General features: G+C 38.7%; 24 protein-coding genes. 18 read left to right on the top strand and 6 right to left on the bottom strand.

The features are described 5' to 3' along the window. Nucleotides 1-79 precede the first annotated feature (79 nt). Together TW85_RS12720 and TW85_RS12715 are read left to right on the top strand one after the other, a co-directional pair. Entirely contained in the window at nt 80-490 is a 411-nt protein-coding gene (locus tag TW85_RS12720; RefSeq protein WP_046017509.1) for a SufE family protein, read from the top strand. A 73-nt stretch (nt 491-563) separates the two neighbouring features. Beyond that, complete coding sequence (locus tag TW85_RS12715; protein WP_046017508.1) at nt 564-1712, top strand: IscS subfamily cysteine desulfurase; 1149 nt, start codon at nt 564-566, stop codon at nt 1710-1712. A 70-nt stretch (nt 1713-1782) separates the two neighbouring features. On the opposite strand, the gene TW85_RS12710 is transcribed toward TW85_RS12715, so the two are convergent. The 3 genes from TW85_RS12710 to TW85_RS12700 are packed head-to-tail and all read right to left on the bottom strand — an operon-like array spanning nt 1783 to nt 3572. Further along, nucleotides 1783-2559, bottom strand: a complete 777-nt coding sequence (locus tag TW85_RS12710) for a hypothetical protein (RefSeq protein WP_046017507.1) — start codon at nt 2557-2559, stop codon at nt 1783-1785. After that, complete coding sequence (locus TW85_RS12705) at nt 2544-3116, bottom strand: sigma-70 family RNA polymerase sigma factor (protein WP_046017506.1); 573 nt, start codon at nt 3114-3116, stop codon at nt 2544-2546. Before TW85_RS12705 ends, TW85_RS12710 begins: the two co-directional genes overlap by 16 nt. A gap of 57 nt (nt 3117-3173) precedes the next feature. After that, on the bottom strand, nt 3174-3572 hold the full coding sequence (locus TW85_RS12700) for a hypothetical protein (RefSeq protein ID WP_046017505.1): 399 nt from the start codon (nt 3570-3572) through the stop codon (nt 3174-3176). A 637-nt stretch (nt 3573-4209) separates the two neighbouring features. Here TW85_RS12700 and TW85_RS12695 point away from each other — a divergent pair. The 5 genes from TW85_RS12695 (at nt 4210) to TW85_RS12675 (ending at nt 8677) form a co-directional block, all read left to right on the top strand. Next, nucleotides 4210-4548 (top strand): 2Fe-2S iron-sulfur cluster-binding protein, encoded by a 339-nt coding sequence (locus tag TW85_RS12695; RefSeq protein WP_052702143.1) that lies wholly within the window; start codon nt 4210-4212, stop codon nt 4546-4548. After that, the gene (locus tag TW85_RS12690; protein WP_046017504.1) at nt 4549-5946 is read left to right on the top strand and encodes an NAD(P)/FAD-dependent oxidoreductase; all 1398 of its coding nucleotides are present in this window, start codon (nt 4549-4551) and stop codon (nt 5944-5946) included. After that, entirely contained in the window at nt 5943-7217 is a 1275-nt protein-coding gene (locus TW85_RS12685; protein WP_046017503.1) for an FAD-dependent oxidoreductase, read from the top strand. Before TW85_RS12690 ends, TW85_RS12685 begins: the two co-directional genes overlap by 4 nt. 158 nt (nt 7218-7375) lie before the next feature. Then, nucleotides 7376-7918, top strand: a complete 543-nt coding sequence (locus tag TW85_RS12680) for an outer membrane beta-barrel protein (RefSeq protein WP_046017502.1) — start codon at nt 7376-7378, stop codon at nt 7916-7918. Nucleotides 7919-8155: 237 nt separating this feature from the next. After that, on the top strand, nt 8156-8677 hold the full coding sequence (locus TW85_RS12675; protein ID WP_046017501.1) for an outer membrane beta-barrel protein: 522 nt from the start codon (nt 8156-8158) through the stop codon (nt 8675-8677). Nucleotides 8678-8725: 48 nt separating this feature from the next. Here TW85_RS12675 and TW85_RS12670 read toward each other — a convergent pair whose 3' ends face one another. Further along, entirely contained in the window at nt 8726-10687 is a 1962-nt protein-coding gene (locus TW85_RS12670; RefSeq protein ID WP_052702141.1) for an LTA synthase family protein, read from the bottom strand. A gap of 494 nt (nt 10688-11181) precedes the next feature. On the opposite strand from TW85_RS12670, the gene TW85_RS12665 reads away from it, so the two are divergent. The 6 genes from TW85_RS12665 to TW85_RS12640 all read left to right on the top strand — a co-directional run bounded on the left by TW85_RS12665 (nt 11182) and on the right by TW85_RS12640 (nt 19786). Further along, complete coding sequence (locus TW85_RS12665) at nt 11182-11493, top strand: cytochrome c (RefSeq protein ID WP_046017500.1); 312 nt, start codon at nt 11182-11184, stop codon at nt 11491-11493. 658 nt (nt 11494-12151) lie between these two features. Next, entirely contained in the window at nt 12152-12820 is a 669-nt protein-coding gene (locus TW85_RS12660; protein ID WP_046017499.1) for a TetR/AcrR family transcriptional regulator, read from the top strand. After that, the gene (locus tag TW85_RS12655) at nt 12817-14139 is read left to right on the top strand and encodes a hypothetical protein (RefSeq protein ID WP_046017498.1); all 1323 of its coding nucleotides are present in this window, start codon (nt 12817-12819) and stop codon (nt 14137-14139) included. The genes TW85_RS12660 and TW85_RS12655 overlap by 4 nt, the downstream gene beginning before the upstream one ends. Beyond that, entirely contained in the window at nt 14139-17252 is a 3114-nt protein-coding gene (locus TW85_RS12650) for an efflux RND transporter permease subunit (RefSeq protein WP_046017497.1), read from the top strand. The genes TW85_RS12655 and TW85_RS12650 overlap by 1 nt, the downstream gene beginning before the upstream one ends. 316 nt (nt 17253-17568) lie before the next feature. Beyond that, nucleotides 17569-18855, top strand: a complete 1287-nt coding sequence (locus tag TW85_RS12645) for a diguanylate cyclase (RefSeq protein WP_052702140.1) — start codon at nt 17569-17571, stop codon at nt 18853-18855. A gap of 64 nt (nt 18856-18919) precedes the next feature. After that, complete coding sequence (locus tag TW85_RS12640; RefSeq protein ID WP_046017496.1) at nt 18920-19786, top strand: hypothetical protein; 867 nt, start codon at nt 18920-18922, stop codon at nt 19784-19786. A gap of 58 nt (nt 19787-19844) precedes the next feature. Here the strand turns inward: TW85_RS12640 and TW85_RS12635 are convergent, their stop codons facing one another. Beyond that, nucleotides 19845-21116 (bottom strand): MFS transporter, encoded by a 1272-nt coding sequence (locus tag TW85_RS12635; RefSeq protein ID WP_084616283.1) that lies wholly within the window; start codon nt 21114-21116, stop codon nt 19845-19847. A 154-nt stretch (nt 21117-21270) separates the two neighbouring features. Then, the gene (locus TW85_RS12630) at nt 21271-21534 is read right to left on the bottom strand and encodes a late competence development ComFB family protein (RefSeq protein ID WP_046017495.1); all 264 of its coding nucleotides are present in this window, start codon (nt 21532-21534) and stop codon (nt 21271-21273) included. A gap of 299 nt (nt 21535-21833) precedes the next feature. On the opposite strand from TW85_RS12630, the gene ndk reads away from it, so the two are divergent. The 5 genes from ndk (at nt 21834) to ispG (ending at nt 26519) form a co-directional block, all read left to right on the top strand. Then, nucleotides 21834-22241, top strand: coding sequence for a nucleoside-diphosphate kinase (gene ndk, locus TW85_RS12625; RefSeq protein ID WP_009832329.1), 408 nt, complete (start codon nt 21834-21836; stop codon nt 22239-22241). Between the two features lie 190 nt (nt 22242-22431). Beyond that, nucleotides 22432-23547 (top strand): 23S rRNA (adenine(2503)-C(2))-methyltransferase RlmN, encoded by a 1116-nt coding sequence (rlmN, locus tag TW85_RS12620; RefSeq protein ID WP_157196943.1) that lies wholly within the window; start codon nt 22432-22434, stop codon nt 23545-23547. Between the two features lie 77 nt (nt 23548-23624). Then, entirely contained in the window at nt 23625-24404 is a 780-nt protein-coding gene (locus tag TW85_RS12615) for a hypothetical protein (RefSeq protein WP_157196942.1), read from the top strand. Continuing rightward, nucleotides 24376-25398, top strand: a complete 1023-nt coding sequence (locus TW85_RS12610; RefSeq protein ID WP_046017492.1) for a RodZ domain-containing protein — start codon at nt 24376-24378, stop codon at nt 25396-25398. Before TW85_RS12615 ends, TW85_RS12610 begins: the two co-directional genes overlap by 29 nt. An 8-nt stretch (nt 25399-25406) precedes the next feature. Next, nucleotides 25407-26519, top strand: coding sequence for a flavodoxin-dependent (E)-4-hydroxy-3-methylbut-2-enyl-diphosphate synthase (gene ispG / locus TW85_RS12605; RefSeq protein ID WP_046017491.1), 1113 nt, complete (start codon nt 25407-25409; stop codon nt 26517-26519). Nucleotides 26520-26534: the final 15 nt, after the last annotated feature.

Below are 26534 nucleotides of genomic sequence, written 5' to 3'. Positions count from 1 at the left end.
TGTTTTAGACCGAAGTTTTTATGGCCACAATTAAAGAACTGGTCAATTCCCCTTCTTATTGAAAGAGATTTTTATTTATATGTCATTACCAAGCACAACTGAAATTATTGAAGATTTAGAATTTTTCGACGACTGGGAAGACAGATATAAATACATCATAGATTTAGGTAAATCTTTACCTGCTATGGATGAAGCGCTAAAAACTGAGTTGCGCTTAGTTAAAGGCTGCCAAAGCAGTGTTTGGATTGAGCCAGGTCAAGACGGCGAACGGATGACATTCGTTGTTGATAGTGATGCCATTATTGTGCGTGGGCTTTTAGCTTTGGTGATGGCTGCTTATGATAATAAAACGGCAACAGATATTGATGCATTTGATATTGATGCCTATTTTGCTGAGCTAGATCTTGAGCGTCACTTAAGTCCGACTAGAGGTAATGGTCTTAAATCTATCGTCGCTAGAATTCAGGCAATGGCAAAAGCAGCACTTTAGGTCTGCTAGTTTAATAAAGCTTATAGAATATATGATCTAAAGTAAGTTAACACTTACTTTTATGGAGAAGAAAATGCGTTCCCCTGTTTATCTTGATTATTCAGCAACTACACCGGTTGACCCAAGAGTGGCTGAGAAAATGATGCAATGCCTTTCTTTAGAAGGTAATTTTGGTAATCCTGCATCTCGTTCACACATGTTTGGCTGGCGTGCAGAAGAAGCTGTTGAAGATGCAAGACAACAGGTAGCGGATTTGATCAAAGCTGATGCGAGAGAGATTGTTTGGACTTCGGGAGCAACGGAAGCAAATAATTTGGCATTAAAAGGAATAGCTCATCAATATGGAAAGAAAGGTAAGCATATTATTACCTCCATGATTGAGCATAAGGCTGTTTTAGATCCTTGTAAGCAGCTTGAGCTTGAAGGTTTTGAAGTCACTTATTTAAAGCCAGATGAGCAAGGTGTTATTCAGCCTGAAATGGTTCAAGCGGCATTACGTGAAGACACTATTTTAGTTTCTTTGCTTATGGCAAATAATGAAATCGGTATAGTGACTGATATTGCTAAAATTGGTGAGTTAACGCGCGCGAACGGCACTTATTTACATGTTGATGCCGCTCAAGCAACAGGTAAACTTGAAATAGACGTTAATGCCATGAAGGTAGATCTCATGTCTTTAACTGCCCATAAAACTTATGGTCCTAAAGGCATAGGTGCTTTATATGTACGCCGCTCTCCAAAGGTAAAAATTGAAGCGCAAATGCATGGTGGCGGCCATGAGCGCGGTATGCGATCTGGTACGCTTGCTACTCATCAAATTGTGGGTATGGGTGAAGCGTTTGAATTGGCTAACCAAGATATGCAAGCTGATAAAGAGCGTATTACTGCTCTTAGAGATAAGTTATGGAGTGGCATTAAAGACTTAGGTGGTGTGCACTTAAATGGTCATCCTGAGCAAAGAGTTGCTGGGGTGCTTAATGTGGGCTTTGCCGATGTTGATGGTGAAGTCTTGTTGATGTCTCTTGGGGATATTGCTGTTTCTTCTGGTTCTGCTTGTACATCTGCAAGCTTGGAACCTTCTTATGTACTAAGAGCCATAGGTTTACCTGATCAATTAGCCCATGCTTCTTTACGTATTTCGGTGGGTCGTTTTACGACGGAAGATGATATCGATTTTACGATCGAAACGATTACAAAGGTAATCAGCAGTCTTAAGAGCTAATCCTTTACTTTTATCTACCAAGTATAGGCATAAAAAAACGGGGTAATAAGCCCCGTTTTTTTATGCCTGATTAACTGGTTTTCCAACTGGACAGTTGCAAACATTCGCCTTTAAAGAGAACTGGATCAGTTTCTTTATTCCCTTTCGTTAACCAAAGTTCCTTGCTGTTCTTTATTAGCTGCCATTGAGCAACACTTAATTTTTGTTTGTTGTTTGTGCTGACAAGAGGCCCTAAAGAGACTTGCTCTCCAGTGCTTTTATCTATGGTCCAAAGCGTGAGGCTTTGATCGCTTTCCAGTTTGAAATTCTGCTGATTATCCGTATTTTTATTCCACTGAATATGCAATTCAGATTGGCCTGCTTCTGGGCTTTTATAGGCACTAACAATCAGTTCAGGGAGTGTTTTATTTGATTCCTCTGTGGATGTTAAAACCGCTAAATAACTTGGCCCTTGTAAGGCTAAACTTGGTGGCGTGTTGGTGTGCTCTAATCCAAGTTTACCGATAAATAGACTGAGCATGAGAGCGAAACTTATAGCACTCACTCCTCGCCATAAGAATAGAGATTGCCACCAAGAGGGTTTCGTTTGTTTGGTAAAATTGAGCTCGCGACTTAGTTTTGTCCATACTTTTTTTGGTGGAATGACTTCATCTATGCTGGTGTTAATTGGCTCTAGCCGACTTTGCCACTGATAAATAGCTTGCTCTAGTTCCTTATCAATCTTCATTAGGTGGATAACTCTTTGCTTTACCTTAGGAGATAAGGTGCCTAAGACGAATTGGCTGGCAAGGTGAGAGCGTACTTTAGGGTTTTGATAGCGAAGGGCTAAATTTAATTTTTGAGACATAATTCTAGCTCCTTTAGTCCTCGTCTTATCCAAGACTTTAGGGTGCCGATTGGGGTGCTTAGCTTGTCTGCTAACTCTGAATGGGAAAAACCATGAACATAGGCCAATACAATCACTCGTCTCGGCTCTTGCTTTAGTTGGTTTAGGCAGTAATTGAGATCTCTTTGTTCTGCTATTGCCATGCCTTCATCTGTAATCTGGTTTATATCAGTTTCTTCTAGAGGAGATTCAGGGTGACGATTTGCTTTTCTTATGTGATCTAGTGCTGTATTTCGAGTAATTTGACACATCCAAGCCCAAGCCCAGTTTTCACCTAAATCACTACGGTACGAGGAGGCTTGGTGCCATATCTTATTAAAGCTTTCTTGCAAGATATCAGCAGCAATGTCTTTATCTTGAATCATCTTCAGTATTAAGCCATATAGCTTTGGGCTGGTCCCTTGGTAAAGACTTTCAAATGCCGTTTGGTCTTTTAAGCAAACCTGTGCCAGCAAGATTTCAACTTTATGTTTAAAACTTTTGTCCTGTGTCTTATTCGTTATGGCATCAAAACTCAAAATAGTTTCCTTGTAAGGCTCGGCCTAAAAGCCGAGCTAATGCTGACATTGAAGGTTTTAAGGTTTCTTTGCAAGGTGCCAAACGCCTTTAACACCATCGCCTGTGATATCACCAGGTTTAGTATCTCTAACCCAAGTATAAAGCGGCTTGCCGTTGAGGGCCCATTGTAAACTTCCATCATTACGAGTGATGCGTGTATAGCTTGCAGGTTTTTCCTCTCCCTCTTTTGCCAAGAGTGGTGGCCAAAGGGTTGCACATGTACCATTGCAGTTTGACGTATTGGTTGTGTCTTTATCAAATGTATAAAGACTCATGCCATTTGCATCAGTAAGGTGTGTTTCCATTTTGCTTTCGCTACTTTTGCTACTTGAGTAGTAAGAATCAGAGCTTGCAGCACAAGCAATAAGAGAGTGGGCTAGGCCAATAACGCAAACAGTTTTAACGAGAGTTTTCATATGATTTTCCATTTTTATTTATGTCGTCCCAGAGAGAAACGTTTGCTGTGGCGTTTTGGATGCATAGGGCAGAATTTTTTATAAAACTTTTTATCAGAACACCGCTTTATTTGTATGAGAAATATCAATATCTCTTTTGCCTGTAATCTTGAGTAATAGCCATATTATCTGGCACAGCTTATCGTCATTTCCAAGTTAGGTATGAGTGTTTTTGAAGTTGGGTTCAGGGTTACAGAATCATTTTTTGAAAGCCTAAAGATATGAACTGCTGAGTCCTACAAATTGAGCCTTATCCGAAAAGGCAATACAGGAGCTTTTGTTTATTTTTATAATTCGGTTGGATTCTAAGGCTGGCTAATTAATAAGGTGCATTGTGTTTGCGTTTATTGTGATGTTTGAGTTTGCTTCTATTTTTTTATTAATGGCTTTTTGTTTTTTGCTAGAGCTTGGCTAATACGCTCGGCCGTTATTTATCCTCCTTTTTCTTTTTAGTACCTAATCACTTAAATAAAGTATGCATTTTCAAAATAAATGTAGGGGTAACTGCGCCCTAAATTTATCAAATATAGAACTAATCGTGTTTTATATTTTTCTAAGTAACTGATATTTATAAAAATATTAAATTAAAGGACTAGAGATGGATCAATATGTAGAGTTAATGGAACACAACAAAAAGCTTGATAGGAAGCAAGATATTGTGCCGCCAAGTGGTCAGTTTACCCAAGTTTGGATAGATGATCAGAGGGTGGATGCAGTGCTTGGGGAAAATATTTTAAGTGTACTTTTTGCCGTAGGTAAGAATGAAATAGCTCAAAATGACCATGCAAAAATTACTGGTGCTTATTGTGGTATGGGAATCTGTCATTGCTGCAATGTTCAGGTAAACGGCAAGCATAAGATGAAAGCCTGTCAAACCTTGATTGAACCAGGTATGCGTATTAATACTCAAACAAACCGTTTAGAAGAGGGCTTCTAAATGACTCATACATCACCTGTCGTTATTGTTGGAGCTGGCACAGCAGGCATCTCCGCTGCTGTTGAATTAGCACAAGCGGGTATTCATTCTATTGTATTGGATGAAGCACCGAAAATCGGTGGCGCTGTTTTTCGAGGGCCTTATCGAGAAGCGATTGAACTACCCCATTTAGATTCTAAGCTACGCAAAAAAATTTCAAATATCAGACAGCAATACCATGAGCATCAAGCCTTTATTGAATTAAGGCTAAATACACGAGTATTAGGGCCAGCTGGGAAATCTAGCTTATTAGTTCGTCATAAGGAAGAGGTGAGTGAACTTAGCTATGAAGAGCTCATTATTGCTACTGGGTGTCATGAACGTAGTGTTCCTTTTGATGGTTGGCAAATGCCGGGTGTCATGCTTCTCGGAGGTGTTCAGCTTCAGCTTAAGTCAGGGTTAGTAAAGCCGGGGCAAAAAATGGCGGTTGTGGGTACGGGTCCTTTGTTGCCTCTTGTCGCTTGCCAGCTATTCAAAGCAGGCGTTGAAGTATTGGGTGTATACGAAGCGGGTAAGTTTAGTGATTTTGCTAAGGAGAGCCGAGCTTTACTTAATCGCCCTGTTCTTGCCTTAGAAGGGATGGGCATGCTGAGTTACCTAAAGGCAAATGCCATTCCAATGCATTATGGCCAAGGGATTGTATCTGTTTCGGGAGAAGGTAACCTCAAAAAAGCGCATTTTGCGAAATACACAGATGATTGGTACCCCATTGAAGGAACAGGAACAAGTATAGAGCTAGACTGCCTTGCTGTGGGCTATGGATTTGTATCACGTAATCAGCTCAGCCAGTTGTTCCAGTTAGAGCATGATATTTGTCCTATTAGTGGCCTTAAACCTAAGATAGATACTTGGCAAAAATCTAGTCAGGAAAATATCTATATTGCAGGGGACAGTGTTGGCATTTTAGGAGGGGAAGGAGCCATGGTAGAAGGGCGTATCGCTGCCTTATCTATTGCACAAACTCGTCAAAAAGTAACATCGGAGCAAGCAAATAGTAAAGCAGATGACTATTTTACATTATTGCAAAAAGTGAAAAGTTTCAGAGCTGGTTTTGATCGAATCGGACGTCGTCGAGAAGGTCTTTTATCTTTATTGAAACCAAATACCATAGTGTGTCGTTGTGAGAATGTCACTCGATCGGATATTGATGACGTGATTGAACAAGGTGTGAAAGATATCACATCTTTAAAAATGAGGACGCGAGCAGGTATGGGAGACTGCCAAGGCAAAACCTGTAATAGCTATTGTCAGGATAGATTAGGACATGAGTTAAAAAATCCAGATGTCGGACATATTAAGCCTCGTTTTCCACTTGATCCTATTCCTTTTTCTGCCTTATCTGATGGAGTGCAATTATGAGTACTAAGACAAATAAAAAATATGACATAGTGATCGCGGGTGGTGGTGTAATTGGCGCTGCTTGTGCTTATTTTTTGAGTAAAGAAAAAGACTTAAAAATTGCATTGGTCGACCTTAAAAAACCAGGTAATGCTTCTCGAGCTTCTGCTGGTGGTTTGTGGGCAATTGGTGAATCTGTTGGTTTAGGTTGTGGTGTTATTTTCTTTAATCGCATGACGATGCAGCAAGCAGACGCAACCGGTGAAGACTTACCGCCAATGAGGCCACATGTTTTACCTGATTACTTTTTTGAGTTTGCGTTAAAAAGTAATGCTATGTACCCAGCTTTATGGCAAGAATTAAAAGACAAACATGGCGTTGATTTTAAGTTTGAAAAAACGGGCTTGAAATATGTCATGTACGATGAATACGATAAGATGTACGCCGATTCTATTGTAGATCATATTCCTGGTTTAATAGACCAAGTGAGTTGGCTAAGCGCAGAAGAACTTGCTGAAGATGAACCATACATTAATAAAAAGTCTATTGGTGCATTAGAGTTTAAATGTGATCATCAGGTTAATCCTTATCGTTTAAATGAAGCTTATCTAGAAGCCGCTCGTCAAAATGGTGTTGAGCTCTTTTTAGAAACTGAGGTGCTTTCGATAGAAAAACGTGGCAATAAGGTGATTGGTGTTGAAACTGATGTTGGTTTTATTGCTTGTGATACCTTAATTAATGCTGCAGGCAGCTGGGCGGCTCAATTGAGTAAAATGGCAACGGGAATTGAGTTACCTGTCTATCCAGTTAAGGGCCAAATTATCCTATCTGAGCGTTTGCCAAAAATTCTTAAGGGCTGTGTTTCTACAACAGACTGTTATATAGCGCAAAAGGATAATGGTGAAGTCTTGATAGGAAGTACCACGGAAGAAAAGGGCTTTGATACTACTAATACCCTGCCAGAGCTTAAAGAGTTAGTAAATGGTGCGGTGAAGTGTATCCCTATGCTGAATGATCTGAATATTAAACGCTGTTGGGCTGGGTTAAGGCCTGGTACACCTGATGAGTTTCCTATTTTAGGAGAAATGGAAGGTGTGGAAGGGTACATCAATGCTTGTGGTCATTTTAGAACAGGTATTTTAACTTCAGCTATTACGGGTAAGCTAATTAATGACTTATATCGCGGTTTGCCCTTAGATATGGATATTACGCCATTTAAATACTCCCGTTTCTTGAAACCAAAAGAAGAAACAAGTGAAGATTCGAAGGTGATTGAAGACGCATTAGTTTGATTTAATTTTAGCTAATCAAGTTAAAAAACAAAGCCAGCAACTGCTGGCTTTGTTATTTCGAACATTTGTAAAAACTTTTTGCTTACTGGTATTACATGATATTACAATTGCCGCGGATTTTTTAACTCATTGTTTTGAGTATTTATTAAGGATGTTAAATGAAAAAAATTATTCTGCCTCTTGTTCTATCTTTACCTATTTATGTAACTGCTAACGAAATGTCTGCTGGTGCAGCAATAGGTTTATGGGAATATGACTTAGAAAATGTTGGGACTTATGACTCATCAACTTTAGAGGCGTCGTTTAATTATGAAGTAATCGATAGCCTTGATGCATCTGTTCGTTTGGGTGTGGGGGTCGGCCACGACACGAGTGGTTATCGAGACAGTAGTAATTTAGTGAGCAGAGTATTTGTAACTAGTCATGTTGAAGCCTACTTAAAGCCTAAATATCAGGTTAATGATTTTGAGCTTTACGCATTACTAGGTCTTGCAAGTATTAAAATGGATGTTGAAGTAGAAGACTTATCTGATGGCAGCGTCACTAAAGGAAGTGGTTCAGAGTCTGGATTTGCTTATGGTGTTGGCTTGAGTTACAAAGCCTTTGATGAAAATTCATTATTTGTTGAATGGCGTCAACTACCAGATGGTAAAGATTATGATTTAGCAAGTATTAACCTTGGGCTAAGCATTCCTCTTTAGTCTCACATATTAATGGCTTGATATTCATATTAAGCCATTAATTTTTTCTTTGTAAAAATACCTAATACCGAAAAAGTTTATATACTTAGATTTGGGAGTATATGAATTGATTTTTTATGCCTTCGTTTTTCTAAAAAGGTCTCTCAAAGTAACTTACCTTCTTTTCTAACCTGCTTGGTGAGCTGTTCATATCCTCTTTGTATTAAAAGATTTATTCATTTTTATTAGGAGGAAGAAATGAAAATACTTTTATTATTCATGATTAGCTTTTCTCATTTTCTTTATGCTGATGAAGAAACACTTGAATCTGATGTAAATGATACCTTTTATTTAGGTGGGGCATTTGTTACCTGGAATTATGATGAATCTGGTGAGGTTTATTCTCCTATATCGTTTGAAGGTATATTTGATTACGAGCTATTTAATCCTCTAGAAATTTCTTTAAGGCTTGGGATGGGCTTTGGGGATGCTGAAAATGAAGATGTGTCAAATCGTACTGTTGGAGTAGACCTATATAAACTCTTGTATTTTAAGCCTTACTTGAGTTTTGAGGATGCTCGTTTATATGCTCTTTTTGGCTATGCTGACTATGATATTTCTTCCAATACCAAGGCTCAGGCATCCGGTGTCAGTTATGGTATAGGCGCAGATTATAACCTTTTTGATGTCAGCAAATTGTTTATAGAGTGGCGAACTATGCCAGATAATGGTGCGTTTGAGTTGAGTTCAATTAGTATTGGTTTGACGCTTCCCTATTAGTGGGAATAATTTAAAAAGGGAGCTTATTATCTAAGCTCCCTTTGTATGTTAATGATTCGAAATATCGTATTTACCTTCTTGATAAAACCAGCTTCCAAGCAGAGGGTAAGCCATTGCTTCTTTGATTAGATCTGTCTTATGTTGCACTGACTTAATAAGCTCTCCTTCAATATATTTAAAGCTTTTAGGGGCTTTATTTGGCTGTAAAACCACCACATCATTACCTTTCATATAAGCTTGGTTATTTGCAAACTGCATCATAGCTCGTCCTTGGTAGTTATCATCAAGCTTGGTGAAGTCACGACCTATCATAGGGTGGGTGCTGTCAATACCAATTAAAGATAAGAGTGTGGGGGCTAAATCGATATGACTGGCAATACGAGAATCTTTTTTAGGTTTGATATCTTTACCCAAAATAAGCCCAGGAATGTGGAAATTATTAATAGGTACTAGATTTGCCTTATGCACTCTAGCGTCATGGTCAGCTACTACAAGGAAAACTGTATCGTCCCAGTAGTTGGATGTTTGAGCTTTTTCAAAGTACTTACCTAAGGCATAATCAGCGTATTTAACAGCATTGTTGCGTGTGTTTTTAGTGTCATCATAAAGCGCTATCTTATTATCGGGAAATTCATAAGGATCATGATTGGAAGAGCTAAAAACTAGGCTGAAGAAAGGCTTATTTTGCTTGGCTTTTTCCGTAAAGGTTTGATGGGCTTTATTAAATAAGTCTTCGTCACTTACCCCCCAAGAGCCTTTAAAAATTGGGTTCTCATAATGTTTTTCTTCAATAATTTGCTTAAAGCCATTACCAATAAAAAAGCTACTCATATTATCGAAATGAGCACTGCCACCATAGATGAAGCTAGTATCAAAACCTTTTTGATTAAGTAACTTTGCAATGGTAAAGAACTGAGACTGTGATTTTGGCAGTTTTACAACGCTTCTTGCCGGTGTAGGAACAAAACCTGTTATAACGGCTTCAATACCTCTAACCGAACGAGTACCTGTTGCGTAAAGGTTTTCAAATGCCCATCCATCTTTACTTAAGGCGTCATAGTAAGGCGCTAGGTCAAGCCCTCCTAGGCTTTTTACAAACTGAGCACCAAGGCTTTCTTCTAGAATGATGACAAGGTTTTTTGGTTTGTTATAGCGCTTACTGGCAAGTTGTTTGTGTAGGGTTGGGTATTCTTCAGATACGAAGTCTGTTGGCTCTACCCCCATACTCTGTCTAATCGTATTTGTAATTTCCTGCTTGGACATTTTTGGATAAAGGTCAAAAGAGCTCACTTCATTTTTCATTCCCTTAGCTGCGTAAAGCATAGAATAACTTGAATTAAGAGTGAGGCTATTTACTAGTGGGTCATTTGTAAAAGAGGTAAAACTTGGGTTGATTGGCCTGTGCTCTAGTGAGGATCTTGCAACAGCAACCGCTAATACAAGGACCAAGGCAGCAAAAATCGGGCGTTCAAACCACTTAGGATTATCTTTTGTCAGTGTGCTACTTCGATAAAACAGTTTGTAGCAAAAATAAACCGCAGCAGCCGTCACAATTGAGCTTAAAAATAATGTCAGTTTATGACCTGACCATAACATTGAAAATATTTCTTTTGGGTAAATTAGGTATTCAATGAAGAGACGGTTGGGTCTTAAACTGTATTCTAATATGAATGCTGGAGTTGAAACCTCCATAAAGATAAAGAAGACAAGTACAGCCATAAGCCATAGCTTACAAACCTTATCCCAGACTCTATTTACCCAAGGGATACCTGAGATGAGTAAGGTGATTACAGCTGGAATACCAATAAACATTGCAATGGTTACACTGTCTATCCTTGCTCCAAAACCTAACAAAGTGATCCAGTCGGTAAAAGATTCAATTCTTGCTTCCTGCCAAATACTTAAGCTAATCCTGCAAAGAGAAAGAATAAGCATAGCGACGAAAGTGAAAAGAGCGAAGGGTTTGAGAGGGGCGTAAAACCGCCTTAGCAATGTATTTGAGGATTCCATTAAAACCTTACTTATCTAAAAGATGACTATTAAGTGTTCGATTTAAAATCCCTGTTTACTGCTAGGCATGTCCTTGCTGAATAGCCCAAGTCTAAGGTGAGTTAAAAACTTGGAGGCTCAGCATAGGTGAACCTATGTGAAATTTTTGTTGCTTTTGCTTAGGGGAGTGCTCTTGGAAAATAGAGTGATATAGATGTTGTTTGGTCTTCTATGCTGGAGGAAATTGACTGATTAAGTGGTTCGTTCTTACTTTTTAGTTGTAAGAGCTTTGTTCATAGTATGGATGTTTTTTCATAATACGAATGCTATGAATTGGAAAAACACCTTATTAGCAGTTAATGTTTTATGTATATCGAAGCGAAAATCACTAAAAACTGAATAAAAACACCTAACTCAAGCTTTCCTGCTTTTAGACAAATTTGTCCTAGCGTTTTTATGATATGTATTTAAGGGTGATTTATTTTTTAACTGAGTCTCTTTGTAAGGAAAATCGTATGAAATTAGGTTTATGGATCTCTGCAGTTGCGATTGCTTGTTTACCTTTTACTGTAAACGCCGCTGATATATCAGCGGGTAAAGCAAAATCGGCTGTTTGCGCGGCATGTCATGGTGCAAATGGTATTGCAATGATTCCTACTTATCCAAATCTAGCGGGGCAAAATGCTGGCTATATAAGTGCTGCATTAAAAGCCTATAAGGCAGGTCAAAGGACGGGTGGTCAAGCGGCAATCATGACGGGAATGGCAGCACCTCTTTCCGATGCAGATATTGCTAATTTAGCGGCTTACTACAGTTCATTAAAATAGCGAGTTTGTTCATTGTTAAAGCGAGCCACTCGGCTCGCTTTTTAGATTTATGCCTTAGTAAACTCAAAATTCTTGATATCAGTTTCGACTTCTTTCAATCGAAAAGCCTGAAAATTACCATTGTGTAGAAAATTCCATTTTCTTATGTGAGCTTGGCTCAATTTCTGTAATTACAACTAAAAATCATTGTTTTAAATTGAAACTGAATAAAAAGGCGCTAATTCTAACGAGAAAAATTAAGTGAAATGGAAGGCTCTATTTTTATAGGAGTTAGCAAAGAGGGCTTTTTCTAAATATTGGTTAACTGTCTTGCTGAATTTAATTTATTTCATTAAAAACATGTAGTTACAAAATTTCGACAAGGCTTTCTCTCGTCTTTTATTTATCAAGTAATGCATATCTTACTGATTGATCACTTTTTAAAAAATGTCCCAGAATTAAAATTTCATAAAAAGTTTGGCCTTTTTATTGTTAGCTTTATATTTTAAAAGTTTATGTTTCGTTCTGTAATCAAAATTCTGTTTTTTGCTTTTTAATGGGGTTATTAACCAAAACGGCTAGAATTGAATAATTAAAGTGGTCGATAAAAAAAATTGCCAAGCTAATAATTCTGCAATTGAGTAATTAATTGATTGAAATAAACAGAAAAGATATGCCTATGTTTATAGCACCTACCGAAACCAGAAAACCAGGACGACCTTTAAAAAGCTTAAATGGAGATGAAAAAAATCAATCCAGAAAGGCTTTGTTACAAGCTGCAAGAGAGCTTTTTGCGAAAAGCCCTTATGCCAAAGTATCAACTAGAAAAATTGCAGAAAGAGCAGGGGTTAATCCTGCCCTAATTCGTTACTACTTTATTAATAAAGATGGCCTTTATCAGCAGATGCTGATTGGCATGGCAGAAGAGCTGCAAAGCCATATCCTCAGTTCAGACTGGGGTAAAGTCTCAAGCCCGATTGAGCCTATTGTCCGCTCTTATGCTGCAATGTTTGCTAAAGAACCTGGTATTGCAAAATTAATTTTTAGAGAGTTGCTTCTTAATGATGAAGGGAGTCGCTCTAAGGTCATTGATTTAGTGATTCGCCCAGATAAAGAGTTTGTACTTAAATTTATGCAGACTCCTCACTTTAAGCCTCTAAAACCAAGTGTAAACCCTGTCTTCCTTGTCTTACATATTATGGGGAGCACTGTCCTTCCTTATTTGATGAAAGAGTCAATAGAAGAGGTAGAGGGGGAGCCTTTAACCTATGACCACTTTGAACAAATGATTCAGCAAAGTATTCAATTTATAGAAACCGCATTTATTGATCAGGAGAAAAGTGAGTGAGTATATCTAAGCTTTTGCAAACAAAAATTATGCTGCCAATAGCTGCTGTGGCTGGCGTGGCTATTTTAGTGGTTTCTAGCCAAACACCTGAAAAAATAGAGATAAATGAGGCTCGTAAAAAAGGTCCTTTGGTTGTGATTGAAGAGGTTCAGTATGCTCGACTAGACCCTGTAGTAACCGGGTTTGGGCGTGCAAAACCTGTCACTACTTGGGATGCTATCAGTGAGGTTAGTGGGCGTGTTGTTTATCAACATCCAGGTTTAAAAAATGGGGCTTTTATCTCTGAAGGGACTTTAGTGTTAAAGATTGATCCTGTTGACTACGAGCTGGATTTAGCTCAAAGCCAAGCAGACTTACAGACAAAAAAAATAGAAGTTAAGCGCGTTAATTTAAACGAGCAGCAGTATTTACGTTCCCTAGAGATTGAAACAAGCCGTCTCGCATTGACTAAGAAAGAGTTAACAAGAATTGAAACCTTACAAAAGAAAGGCGTTGCTTCTAAATCTTCCTTAGAGGATCAGAGAAATGCAGTTCTATCTCAAGAAAAAGTTGTATGGGACTTGCAGATGCAGCTAGACAATATTCCTACCGACAGGGCGGTAAGCGAAGCGAATATTAAGGTAGCAGAAGCAAGCTTAGCTGACGCTAAGCGCAACCTTGAAAGGACTGAGTTTAGGTTACCATTTGATGCGCGAGTTGGGGATGTGAATACAGAGCTACAGCAAGTTGTGAACTTACAAGAGCTACTCATTTCAGCACATGATATGCAAGTCATGGAGGTGACGGCAAACATGCCTGTCGCTGCTTTTGTTGGTGTAATTAGAGCTATTTCTCAGCAATCCACAAAAGAGAGTCCCGTTACCTTTAGTGATATTAGTGGCTTTAACTTTAATGCCGTGATTACCGCAAGGTTAGGCAATAAAAATACTCAATGGGACGCAAAAGTCACCAGTGTGAGTGATGGCATTGACCCATCAAGTAATACGATTGGTGTCACCGTTGAAGTTAAGAATGATATGGATAACTTTAATCCTGTGGATTCGCCACTTATGGTGAAAGATATGTATGTTCAAGTGGATGTAACAGGGCCTGCTAAAGAACAAATAGTGTTACCTGTTAAGGCTATTCATGGAAATAAAGTATATCTAGTGGATGAAAAAAATGAGCTAGTAATTAAGACAATTAAAGTGGCGTATGTCCAAGGTGAATTTGCCGCAATTATGGAAGGGGTACAGGCTGGCGATAAAGTTATTCTTACTGACTTAATTGCACCTGTTAGTGGTATGCCTATTCGTACTGTGACACAGGAAATAGAATAATGATTCGATTTTTTGCGATACATCCAACCGCAGCTAACCTCTTAATGTTGGTATTGATTTTATTGGGATTGAATTCTTTATCTGACCTTAAACGCGAGACTTTTCCTGACTTCAGTATTAATGCCATTAAAGCCACAGTGGTTTATCCAGGAGCTACACCAGAAAGTATTGAAAGTGCTTTGTGTATTCCAATGGAAGACGCTGTTGATGGTTTAAGTAATATTGATGAAGTTAGCTGTGAAGCAACTGAAGGTTTAGCAACCCTGACGGTTGAAATGCTTGAAGGAGGGGATTTTAGTAAATTAATGTCAGAGGTGAAGAATGAAATTGATGGCATAAATACCTTTCCAGAAGATGCTGAGAGCCCTTTTATTACAGAAGCAAACCGAACTGACGAAGTAATTGATCTTGCCATACATGGTAAGAATATGAGCGTCACTGAGCTAAAAGAGTACAGTGAAGAAGTAAAAAGAAAGCTTAAACAAGAGCCGGGTATTTCTTTAATAGATATTAAGGGTTTTTCGACACATCAATTACAGGTTGATGTGTCATTACCTTTATTAAGACAAGTCGGTTTGTCTATTAATGATTTGTCGGACGCTCTCTCAAACCAAAATATTGAAGCGCCAAGTGGTGAGCTTAAAAATGAAAATAGAGCTCTGTTAATTCGAATAGACCAGCAGCAAGTAACCGCTGATAAATTGGGCCAAACCGTTATTTCTGCTAGCGAGGCTGGTGGTCAAATCTTGCTTTCAGATATTGCGACCATCACAGATAAGTTTGAGTTGGATGAAGATAAAATATGGCAAGATGGCGAACGAATTGCGCTTTTAAAAATTAATAAAAATAAGTCGCAAGATGCTATAGATATTGCAAGCACTGTTAGAGAGTTCGTGGTGAAAGAGCAGGCGGTCTCACCTGCGGGGATTTCTCTTGTTTTGTCTAATGATCAATCCATTAATATTCTCGATCGACTGTATATGTTGCTTGAAAATGGTTGGCAAGGAATACTGCTTGCCTTTTTCGTCATGTGGCTTTTCTTCACTTGGCGATATGCATTCTGGGTTGCTATGGGGTTACCGGTTTCTTTCTTAGGCGCCTTGTGGCTGATGTCTATGTTAGGGATCAGTGTCAATATGATTTCCATGGTGGCTATGCTAATTGCGATTGGCCTTTTGATGGATGATGCTATTGTTATTGCAGAAAATATTGCCTCACAAGTCGCAGCTAATCAGGATATTAATGACGGTGTTGTTAAAGGTGTCTCTATGGTTTTCCCTGGGGTGCTTTCTTCCTTCTTAACCACATTGGCTATTTTTGGGGGGATGGCGTTTATTTCCGGCACCATTGGCCAAGTATTAAGAGATATTCCAATCGTGTTAATTTTGACATTAACGGTCTCCTTGGTTGAAGCGTTTTTGATATTGCCAAGTCATCTTGCCCATGCATTACATAAAACGCCTAAAGCAGATGTTAAATCGAACCTGATTAATCGCTTTAAAGAAGGCTTTATTAATGCCTTCGAAGGTTTCCGCAATAACCAGTTAGTAACGATTGTTGAGGCTATAATTCGTTTTAGGTATCTCTTTGTCGGTGGCTTAGTGGGTATGTTATTTATCTCTGTGTCCTTGATGGTGAGTGGCACTTTAGCCTTTAAAGCTTTCCCAAATACTGAAGCTGATATTCTTGTGGCTAGGATTATCATGCCGCCAGGAACCGCTTTGCAGCAAACTGAGAAAGTGGTGAATCATGTCGTTGATGCAGCAAATAGAATAGAGGCGAATTTACCTGCAAGTGGTGAGCAAAAGTTGATAGAACATATCAGGGTTGAGTTTAATAAAAATGCTGATGCTTTTATCACAGGAGCCCATGTGGCGACGGTACAGGTTGAGTTTCTGACAGTCGCTAAGCGAAAGCCGAGCATTTATGAAATAGAAACCGCATGGGAAACAGAAATAGGTGAGTTACCTGGCGTCGTTGCCTTATCCATAAAAGAGCCTTCCAATGGTCCTGCTGGTCTTGCAATCGATATCCAATTACAAGGGAATGATATGCAGCAGATGATGGAAGCAGGGAATCGCATTCTGTCTGAAATTAACCAATATCAAGGTGTGTCAAACGTCATCTTGGATGTACGTCCAGGTAAGCAAGAATTAGAGTTAAAGCTTAAGCCTGGTGCCTTATCTTTAGGTGTGAATGCTGCCACTTTATCAAATCAAATAGGTACGGCTTTTAACGGGGTGAAAATTGATGATATTCAGCGAGGCTCTGAGCAGCTTGAAATTGAGTTGAAACTATCAAAACAAGATACTCTTTCGCAAAGTCAGCTTGAGCAATACCCTATTCGGTTAAGTGATGGTAGTGAGATCCCTTTATCTGCTTTGGTAGAGTTTAATTATGAAAGAGGTTTTTCGCGTATTAACCGTGTAAATGGGCTACGCACTTTGAGTGTGATTGGGGATGTTGATAACCAAGTACTCAATACCAACGTATTATTAGCACGCCTTTCTAATGGTATCCTGAAAAAGATTGAAAAGGATTATCCAAATATTAGGGTTAATCTTGAGGGGGAAAATAAAGAAGGGAATGAAACATCAGGCTCAATTGTTGATAAGTTCTTAATGGGATTAGTTGGGATTTTTATTATTCTAAGCTTCCAGTTCAGAAGTTATATTGAGCCTGTGATTGTCATGATGGCGATACCGCTTGCCTTGATAGGCTCTCTTTGGGGGCATTTCTTTATGGGCTATGATATGACTATGCCAAGTATGATCGGCTATGTTTCCCTCGCTGGGATAGTGGTTAATGATTCAATCTTATTGGTTGATTATATTAAACGGAATGTCGCGGCAGGTGTGTCTGCTCATATTGCCGCCGTGAATGCATCTAAGGCAAGGTTTAGAGCCGTGTTTATCACCAGTGCAACAACCATAGCAGGTTTAGTACCTTTAATGTTTGAGACAAGTACTCAAGCGCAAATTATGCAGCCTATGGTGGTTAGCATCATTTTTGGTATGGTTACGTCTACCTGCTTAATTCTCTTTTTGCTGCCAAGTCTGTATGTCATTTTAGATGACTTTGGTTTAGTAAAAAAACCATCTCCTTCTCATTAATTAGGTGACTAATGGGTATGAATGGAGTGTCGCTCTAATCTTAAGAGCTAATTAATATAGGGCCCTTGTTATAGGGCCCTTGTTGAAGAAGCCTAGTACAAAGAGGCGTGTTTAGTTACAGCTTCTTTACTTATCACCTCTAAAAAGTTTTGTTTTTACCTCAACTTTCAACTCTCTTCACTTTGTGACAAAACTTTGCCTTGTTCTCAACTAAGCTATAAATCATGTCTTTGATATTGGTGTGCACATCATCTCGTTTTTTTAATGCTATATGAGTTGGGTTTGCACCTTCTTTGTATGCTTGTTTGGAGCGTTAATGACTGACACTTTAAAGCAAAAAATCAAACAAATTTCACATGAGCTCTCGATACATCAAACCGCATTAGACAATGTGAGTGCCTATATTTTTATGAAGGACCGTGAAGGTCGCTACACCTATGCAAATAAAATGGTACGAGAACTCTTTGACTCTTCTTTAGAGGAAATTATTGGTCAAGATGATAGTGCGTTTTTTTCTTTAGATGATTCAGATGAGATCACAGTTAACGATACCTATGTGATGGTGAATGGCGTCACCATAGAGAAGGAAGAGCGTAATGTCATTATGGAAACGGGTGAGGTGCGCTACTACTGGACGATAAAAAAACCTCTGTTTGATGAAAACAATAAGGTGATTGGTTTAAACGGTATCTCTACAGATATTACCGAGCAAAAACAAATGCAGATTAACCTTAAAGATAATGAGCAACAATTAAAGACCATTATTAACCATGTCGATGCTTATATTTATATGAAAGATAGGGAAGGGAAGTTCTTATTTATTAATGATAAAACGGCTGATTTGTTTGGAGTGAAAGCCTGTGAGGTTAAAGGAAAAACAACGAAACAACTTCTTCCACCTGAGTTGGCTGATAACTTTGATATTTTGGATCACAAAATACTAGCATCAGAAGAAAAAGTAGAAGGAGAAGAAGTCTTCTCGAATGAACTTGGCACTGACAAATATTATTGGTCTACTAAAATTCCGGTTAAAAATGAAAAGGGAAAACTCGTTTCTTTTGTTGGCTTTTCAACAGAAATAACTCAGATAGTAGAACAAAGAAAAGAGTTTAAAGCGCAAGCCTCGACAGATGAATTAACGGGAATTGCAAACCGGAGACACTTTATGTCTGAAGCTTATACCAAGCAAGTTAGTGCGATTCAGAGTGGCTCAAGCATGTCGGTGATGATTATTGACCTTGATTATTTTAAACAAGTAAATGATAGCTTTGGGCATCATGTTGGCGACACCGTATTAAAAGAAATTGCCTGTGAATTAACTAAAAATGTTAGATCAAATGACCTAGTGGCAAGAATGGGTGGAGAGGAATTTGCCGTCTTATTACCCTGTACTAGCTTACATAAAGCTAAGTTAGTGGCTGAAAAATTACGTTTAAAAATAACCTCTTTGGTGATCCCTGAAAAAAAAGATTTGAGCTTAACAGCCAGTATTGGTGTCGCAAGTTGTGAGTTGCACCCAGAAGGGGTGGGTACTGCTATGATTAAAGCTGATGAAGCACTTTATCGAGCGAAACGAAATGGTCGAAATCAAGTCGCGATATAAGATCAAGTGCTTAAACGTTAGTTTTAATCGCAATAGATTTTGAGCTTTTAGGGTTGATGACAGCATGCAAAAAATAAAACTAATACTCTGTTTCTGCTTACTGATTTGCCCCTTTTTACATGCTGATGTTTTGTCTCTTACCCATATTCGTCCTCATGATGAGAATGATGTTCGTAATGCCTACTTTATTGATGTTCTTAAACTTGCTCTGTCTAAAACAGAGGAGCGTTATGGTCGCTTTGAGTTGAATAAGGCTGATATAGAGATGAATCAATTACGGGCTCTGAAAAACCTTGAGAATAAAAATAATATTGATGTGGTTTGGACTATGACATCAATTGAAAGAGAGGAATTGCTTGAGCCAATTAGAATCCCTTTATTGAAGGGGTTGCTTGGGTATCGTGTTTTCATTATTAGAAAAGGCACACAGCCAAGTTTTTCGGCAGTTGAAAGTCTATCTCAGCTTAAAGCTCTATCAGCAGGACAAGGAGCTGATTGGCCTGATACCAGTATCTTAAAAGCGAATGGGCTGACGGTAGTGGAAGCAAGTGGCTATTCAATTTTATTTAGCATGCTAGAAAGAGAAAGGTTTGATTATTTTCCCCGTGGTGTAAATGAACCTTGGGCGGAAGTGAGTGCACATGCGGATAAAGGCCTGGAAGTGGAAAAGACATTGATTCTGCAATATCCAGCCCCTATCTATTTTTTTGTTAACAAGGATAACCAAGCGCTCGCCGAGCGAATTGAACTTGGCTTGAGAAGAGCAATAGAAGATGGTTCCTTCGATATTATTTTCCGTAATCATCCAGCCAATAAAGAAATCTTTAATTTAGCTGAGATAGAAAAGCGTCGCATTTTTAAATTAGCTAATCCTTTTTTACCCGAAAAGACTCCAATTAATGACGAGTCGCTTTGGTACCAAGGTAACTAGCTTACTTTAGTCTTGTTACCTGATATCCAAATACGATAGTTCCATTAGTTGTTTAGGGTTAAATAGAGGAGGTGTTCGACAATGGCTTTTGTCTCATTCTGAAAAATAAAATAACGACAATGATAATGGGAAGGCCATGGAATAGGCCTACTACATAACCATGTGCTAGATATTCGAAGGCAAAGGCGCTAATTAGCATACCAACCCCAAACCCTGTGTTTTGCATAAAGGATATTGAACTAAAAAGCGCTAATCTGATTTTTTTTTCCGTATTTTGGGCTCGGGTGATAAAGCATACTTCTGAAATACCATCACCGGCTCCAGCAATAAAAAAACAGATAAGGCTTGGTATTAAGGAGTCTTGGTTAAAAGCCAAAATAAAGCCTGATGACATTAAGATGATTGCGATGAAAAAACTTTTCTCCATGCGCCTTTTATCATCTTCGCTAGCCTGTTGTTTGGGAATTAATCGAATGTATTTACTTAATAAAGCACCACTTAATTTGCCTAAGGCCCATATCGCTATGATGTATCCCATTATTTGAGGTGCTGAGTTTTGGTCAAAATATTTAGCAATAATAGGGAAGCCAACATTGTGAGATGCGCTGCCTAGAGTATCTGCAAGAGTTATTAGGAGCATGGCAGATATGATAGGGGACTTTGATAGAGTTTGTTTTAATACCCTAATATCCTGTTTAAGCGATTGCAGTGATTCGCCTTGTTTAATTTCTTCCGGGTATAAATGAATAACTAAAGCAATACAGGCTGCAGCACCTAGGTAACCTAAAATATTCAAAAGAATGACGGACTCATAACTGAATACGCCTATTATAATGCCTGAGCTAAGTGCTCCTAGGACCATACCAATGGAGGAGAGTGTCGTTATCCATGAGTTTGTATTTCCTAGATTTTGGGTACCAACAAAGGAGGCTAGTTGGCTATTAAGTCCTATGCTAAATAGGCTGTTACTCATGCCAAGAATGAAACCAATAAAAGGAATGATAGTTAAATGATTATCCATATGTGTGATTAAAAGAAGAGATAAACAAGTCGCACGAATGAGGTCTAGGCATACAAGGGATACTTTGCCTGGGTAAAGGCGAAAAAGGCGGTTAGAAACTAGGCTAGCAAGCATACCGCCAATGACGCGACAGGCTAAGAATACGCCTACCATAATGGGGCTTTCTGATAAGTAATAAATATATGAGCTGAGGGCAACCATATTCATGAAAGCCGCAAAATCAGAGAGGAATTTTGCACTGAGAATAAAGTTAATGTTCGAGAGAATTCTATCGTTTGGCCATCTACTGGGTTTACTGCTTGCGGGCATTAGTTGGTCGTCCTGTCCAAATAGTCTAATGAAAGGGTACGACTGTAAGTTTTAATGAGTGTTCAGGATAGCTAAGATTTTTTTATATGTATTGAGTTTAATATTTTGCTCTTCATAGACTCAGTATTTGAGCCCCTGTCTTGTATAAAGACGGTTAAATCTCATATTTACCCTCAAGGAATGTAAGAGACTTTTTGAGTGCTTTTTCGACTTGGAATTCCATTGCCATTCTTTCACTTTGAGGTAAGTAGAAGGCCATATCAACTTCGTGCCTTATATATCTTGGTGGAAGATGATTTAAAGTAAGGCAAATCAGGTCGGCAATAAAATTGTCGGAGTGGTCTTCTGCAAAGTGTGTATTGATATAATCAAGTACGAGATGCTCATAGTAATTATGGATACTGTTATCTAACCTCACCGTCTTAGCCTCTGCTTTTGTTATTTATGGATGTGCCATATTTCAGTATAGGTGTCTTGATATGAGTTGCCGTGGGTTTGTCTAAAAAACTATGTTTCAAGCTTAAAATTTGATGCTGGAAACTAAAGGAATTTATAAAAATCACTATTAATTGTCGCTTTTGTTAAAAAAAGCATTATTTGCATACAATTTTAATAAATAGATGCGTATAATCTGCGCGCTTATCATTTTTTGGAAACTGATAGGTACTAAATTCGTAGGAATTACCTATCAATTAATTAAATTTTTTGGAGTTTAAAATGGCTGTAGAACGCACTCTATCTATCATCAAGCCTGATGCTGTTGCTAAAAACGTTGTTGGTGAAATTTACTCTCGCTTCGAACGTTCTGGTCTTAAAGTTGTTGAAGCTAAAATGGTTCAACTAGATGACGAATTGGCTGGTGGTTTTTATGCTGAGCATAAAGAACGTCCTTTCTACAAAGACCTAGTTGGTTTCATGACTTCTGGTCCTGTAATGATCTCTGTTCTTGAAGGTGAAGGCGCTGTACTTCGTCACCGTGAACTAATGGGTGCTACTAACCCTGCTGAAGCTGCTGCTGGCACATTACGCGCTGACTATGCTGCGTCTATCGATGCTAACGCTGTACACGGTTCTGACTCTCTAGAGTCTGCTGCTCGCGAAATCGGTTATTTCTTCGGAAAATAATTGCTTTTTTGCAGCGATTTAACTTATTAAATTTTTACTTTGTATCTGTTTGATAAGTAAAGAATCTCCTAAAAGAAACAGGCTTTAGCCTGTTTCTTTTTAGAAGCTTCTGAAAAGGATGTCTTTTTCAGAAGCTTTTTTGTTTTAAACTATTAATACCTAATGCTGAATTTTGGCAAGTGACATGACTATGACTGATGTTAAAAAGGTGAACCTACTGGGTTTACCACCTAAAAAAATGATTGAATTTTTTGAGTCTATTGGCGAAAAGAAATTTCGTGCTACTCAAGTGCTTAAATGGATTCATCAAAAGGGTGCTGACGATTTTGATCAGATGACAGATGTTAGTAAGGCTTTACGTCACAAGCTTAAAGATATTAGTGAAATTCGCGCCCCTGAAGTCGTTTCTCAAAATATCTCAAACGACGGCACACGTAAATGGATTATTCGTACCGAAGGTGGTGGTAACAACTGTGTTGAAACCGTGCTTATTCCTGATGGTGATAGAGCGACATTATGTGTCTCTTCTCAGGTGGGTTGCTCCCTTGATTGCAGTTTTTGCTCAACAGGTAAGCAGGGGTTTAATCGTAACCTAACCCCAGCAGAAGTGATTGGACAGGTATGGGTTGCTATCAAGTCGTTTGGTCCTTTTGATCCAAATGGCCCTCGTCGTGTAACAAACGTTGTTATGATGGGCATGGGCGAGCCCTTGATGAACTTTGAACCCGTTGTTGATGCTATGACGTTAATGATGGATGATAATGCCTATGGCATGTCTAAACGTCGTGTCACATTGAGTACATCTGGTGTTGTACCAAAAATCTATGAGCTAGCTGAAAGAACCGATGTATCTTTAGCTATTTCTCTGCATGCTCCAATAAATGAGCTGCGTGATGTTTTAGTGCCTATCAATAAAAAGTATCCAATTAATGAGCTATTAGGTGCTTGTCAGCATTATTTGACCAGCTTACCTGATAAGCGTCATATCACGATTGAATACACCATGATGGCAGGTGTGAATGATAGTGAAGATCAAGCTAGAGCGCTTTCTAAGCTATTAAAAACCTTGGAATGTAAGGTTAACCTGATTCCATTTAATCCATTCCCTAATTCTGGTTATGATAAGCCTTCAAATAATCAGGTACGTCGTTTCCAAAAAATTCTAGCAGATGATGGTTATACCGTGACTGTGAGAACGACACGCGGTGATGATATTGATGCTGCTTGTGGCCAACTTGTTGGTGATTTTCATGATAAGACTCGCCGTAGTCAAAAATATATTGAGCTAAAGGAAGTGCAAGACTAGTTAGATCACTTATTGCTAATTTTAGATGAGTTAGACTAGCCACCACTATTTATCGTATTCGAATGACAAGGATGTCAATGATGCGTGTTTTACCATTACTTGTATTAAGTTTGGTGCTGTTTGGCTGCAGTCATCAGTCCACTCCTATTGCAACTTCAAATCCCCCTCCAATTGATGTGACGACAAAGTTAGACTTTGTTCAGAAGTATTTAGCGTTAGCCTCCTTCCCTCAAGCAGGTGCAATTTTATCCTCTTTTACATCATCCGAGCAGAGTTATTTGTCTCAACATTCGTTGGACTATTTACGCTTAAAAGGTGTTTATTTAACTCAAACGAAACAAATTAATAAAGCTGAAAAACACTATCAAACAGCAGTGAAAAGCTTCCCTAATGATATTGTTCTGTTGAACAACTATGGCGTCTTTTTACTTGGGAATGAGCACTTTGTTCAAGCCTGTAATTATTTTGAAAAAGTTGTTCTGTTATCGTCTCAAAACTCATTTTCTGGGCTAATTAACCTTTCTCGTTGTGAACTTGGCTTTAAAAAGGTCGATATGGCGAGAATGTACTTGCAACGAGCGAAAGAAATCAACAATTTACCCTATATAGGTTTGCTGACTGAGCTCAATCTTGCTTTAATACTGGGTGATTTAAGTGGGGCGCGTCAATCTTACAACAAAATCCAGGCTAAACAAAAAAATGCTCCTTACATTGAGCATAAAAATGAGTATGAATGTCTATTGCAGCAGTTCAACGCAGCGGAGTTAGACTCAACACATTACTCATCTTCGCGACCCCCTTTTGCCTGCGTCGTTCAAGGTATTGAATATGGAATCTGGAATTCAAGAAAACAATGAAAATAAGATCATTGTTAATATAGGTAAAGAGTTACAACGTAAGCGTAATGAGTTAAATCTAGATGAGCGTCAGATAGCGACTCAATTAAAGATTCCAATTGAACAAGTCCGTGCTTTAGAAGCAAATGAATTTGATTACTTTCGTAGCTCAACTTTTGCCCGCGGCTATTTGAAAAATTATGTCCGTTTATTAGAGTTGGAAGAAAGTCGATTACTTGGTGCTTTCGATAGTGCTCTTGAAGAATGCGAACCTAGTGTTCAACCTATTAATAAGAATGGCAAACAAGCCCAAATGGCCGATCCGATTGTCATTCTTGTATCAGTGGTGATTGGTGCCATGCTAATTTTTCTTGCATTTTGGTGGCCGACCATGATGCAAGAGTCTCCTATCATTTCTACTGAAGAAATTATTGAGCAAGAAACCCAAATTGAAGAGACTCCTTCTAAGCCAACACTAGTGGCACAAAACGAAAATGCTGAAACTCTTGTTGAGGAAGAGCAGGTATCTGTGGATGCTGAAGCCGAAACACAGGTTGTCGTAGAAAATACTGCTCCATTAGCTGAAGACGTAGTGAAAAGTGAACGTTCTGATACAGCAAGTAATGAAGATGCTGATGTTGTAACTGGTCTATCTGCTGAAACCATTGCTATCTTGAAAGATGCTGGTGTTAATCCTGATAATATTTCCTTACCTGCTAATGAACCAAGTCTAGCTGAAAAAGCAGCAATTGAAGCAAGTTTACCTACACCTTACGATGATGATGTTGTAATTAATTTTAGTTCCGACTGTTGGACTGAAGTAAGAGATGGTAATGGCCGCATTTTATATTCAGGCGTTAAGAAAGCGGGTACAAATCTAACACTAACTGCACAAGGTCCATATAAAGTTGTCCTTGGTTTTGCTGGTGGTGTGTCTTCCCTCATTTATAAGGGTGAAGAGTTCGACTTTTCATCTTTTACCCGAAAAAACCTAGCTCGCTTCGAGCTTAACTAGAGAAAGCTATGCACTTTGAATCTCCCATAAAACGACGTCAATCTCGCCAGATTATGGTAGGAGACGTTGCTGTAGGTGGTGGTGCGCCTATCAGCGTACAGAGTATGACCAATACTGAAACCTGTGATGTTGATGCTACCGTTGCTCAAATTAGAGCGATTGCAGATGCCGGTGCTGATATTGTTCGTGTTTCGATACCTTCTATGGATGCGGCTGAAGCCTTCAAAAAAATTCGTCAAGAGATCTCAACACCTTTAGTTGCTGACATTCACTTTGATTACAAAATTGCTTTGAAAGTAGCGGAATATGGTGTTGATTGTTTGAGAATCAACCCAGGAAATATTGGTAGTAAAGAGCGTATTCGTTCTGTTGTCGATTCTGCACGTGATCATGGCATTCCTATTCGAATCGGTGTTAATGCAGGATCTTTAGAAAAAGATATACAAAAAAAGTATGGCGAACCAACACCAGATGCATTGGTTGAATCTGCTTTTCGTCAGATAAGTTTTTTTGATGAATTAGATTTTCAGGAATTTAAGCTTAGCTTGAAGGCATCTGATATTTTTATGACGGTTGAGGCTTACCGTAAGATAGCTAGCCAGATAGATAACCCTCTTCATCTAGGTATTACTGAAGCAGGTGGTTTACGTTCTGGTACGGTTAAATCTTCTATCGGTCTTGGTATGTTATTAATGGACGGTATTGGAGACACTTTACGGGTTTCTTTAGCGGCTGATCCAGTGCAAGAAATTAAAGTGGGCTGGGATATGTTACGTAGTTTGAAGCTGCGTAATCGTGGCATCAACTTCATTGCCTGCCCTAGTTGCTCTCGTCAAAACTTCGATGTTATTAAAACTATGAACCAGTTAGAAGAGCGTCTTGAAGATATTAAGGTGCCATTAGATGTTGCTGTGATAGGTTGCATTGTAAATGGCCCTGGTGAAGCTAAAGAAGCCGATTTAGGGCTTGCTGGTGGAACACCAAACAATATGGTGTATGAAGATGGTAAGCCATCTAATCAGTTACAAGCAGATGAGATTGTCGATCAGCTCGAAAAGCAAATAAGAGCTAAAGCTGAAGCAAAAGAGAAAGAATTAGAGCAAATTATTGCAAAGGCATAAACTGCGTTAGCAATC

The organism is Marinomonas sp. S3726 (genome assembly GCF_000967665.1).
GTDB lineage: Bacteria > Pseudomonadota > Gammaproteobacteria > Pseudomonadales > Marinomonadaceae > Marinomonas.
The sequence above is the reverse complement of the archived record's forward strand: the minus strand, read 5'-3'. Positions and strand labels throughout refer to the sequence as shown.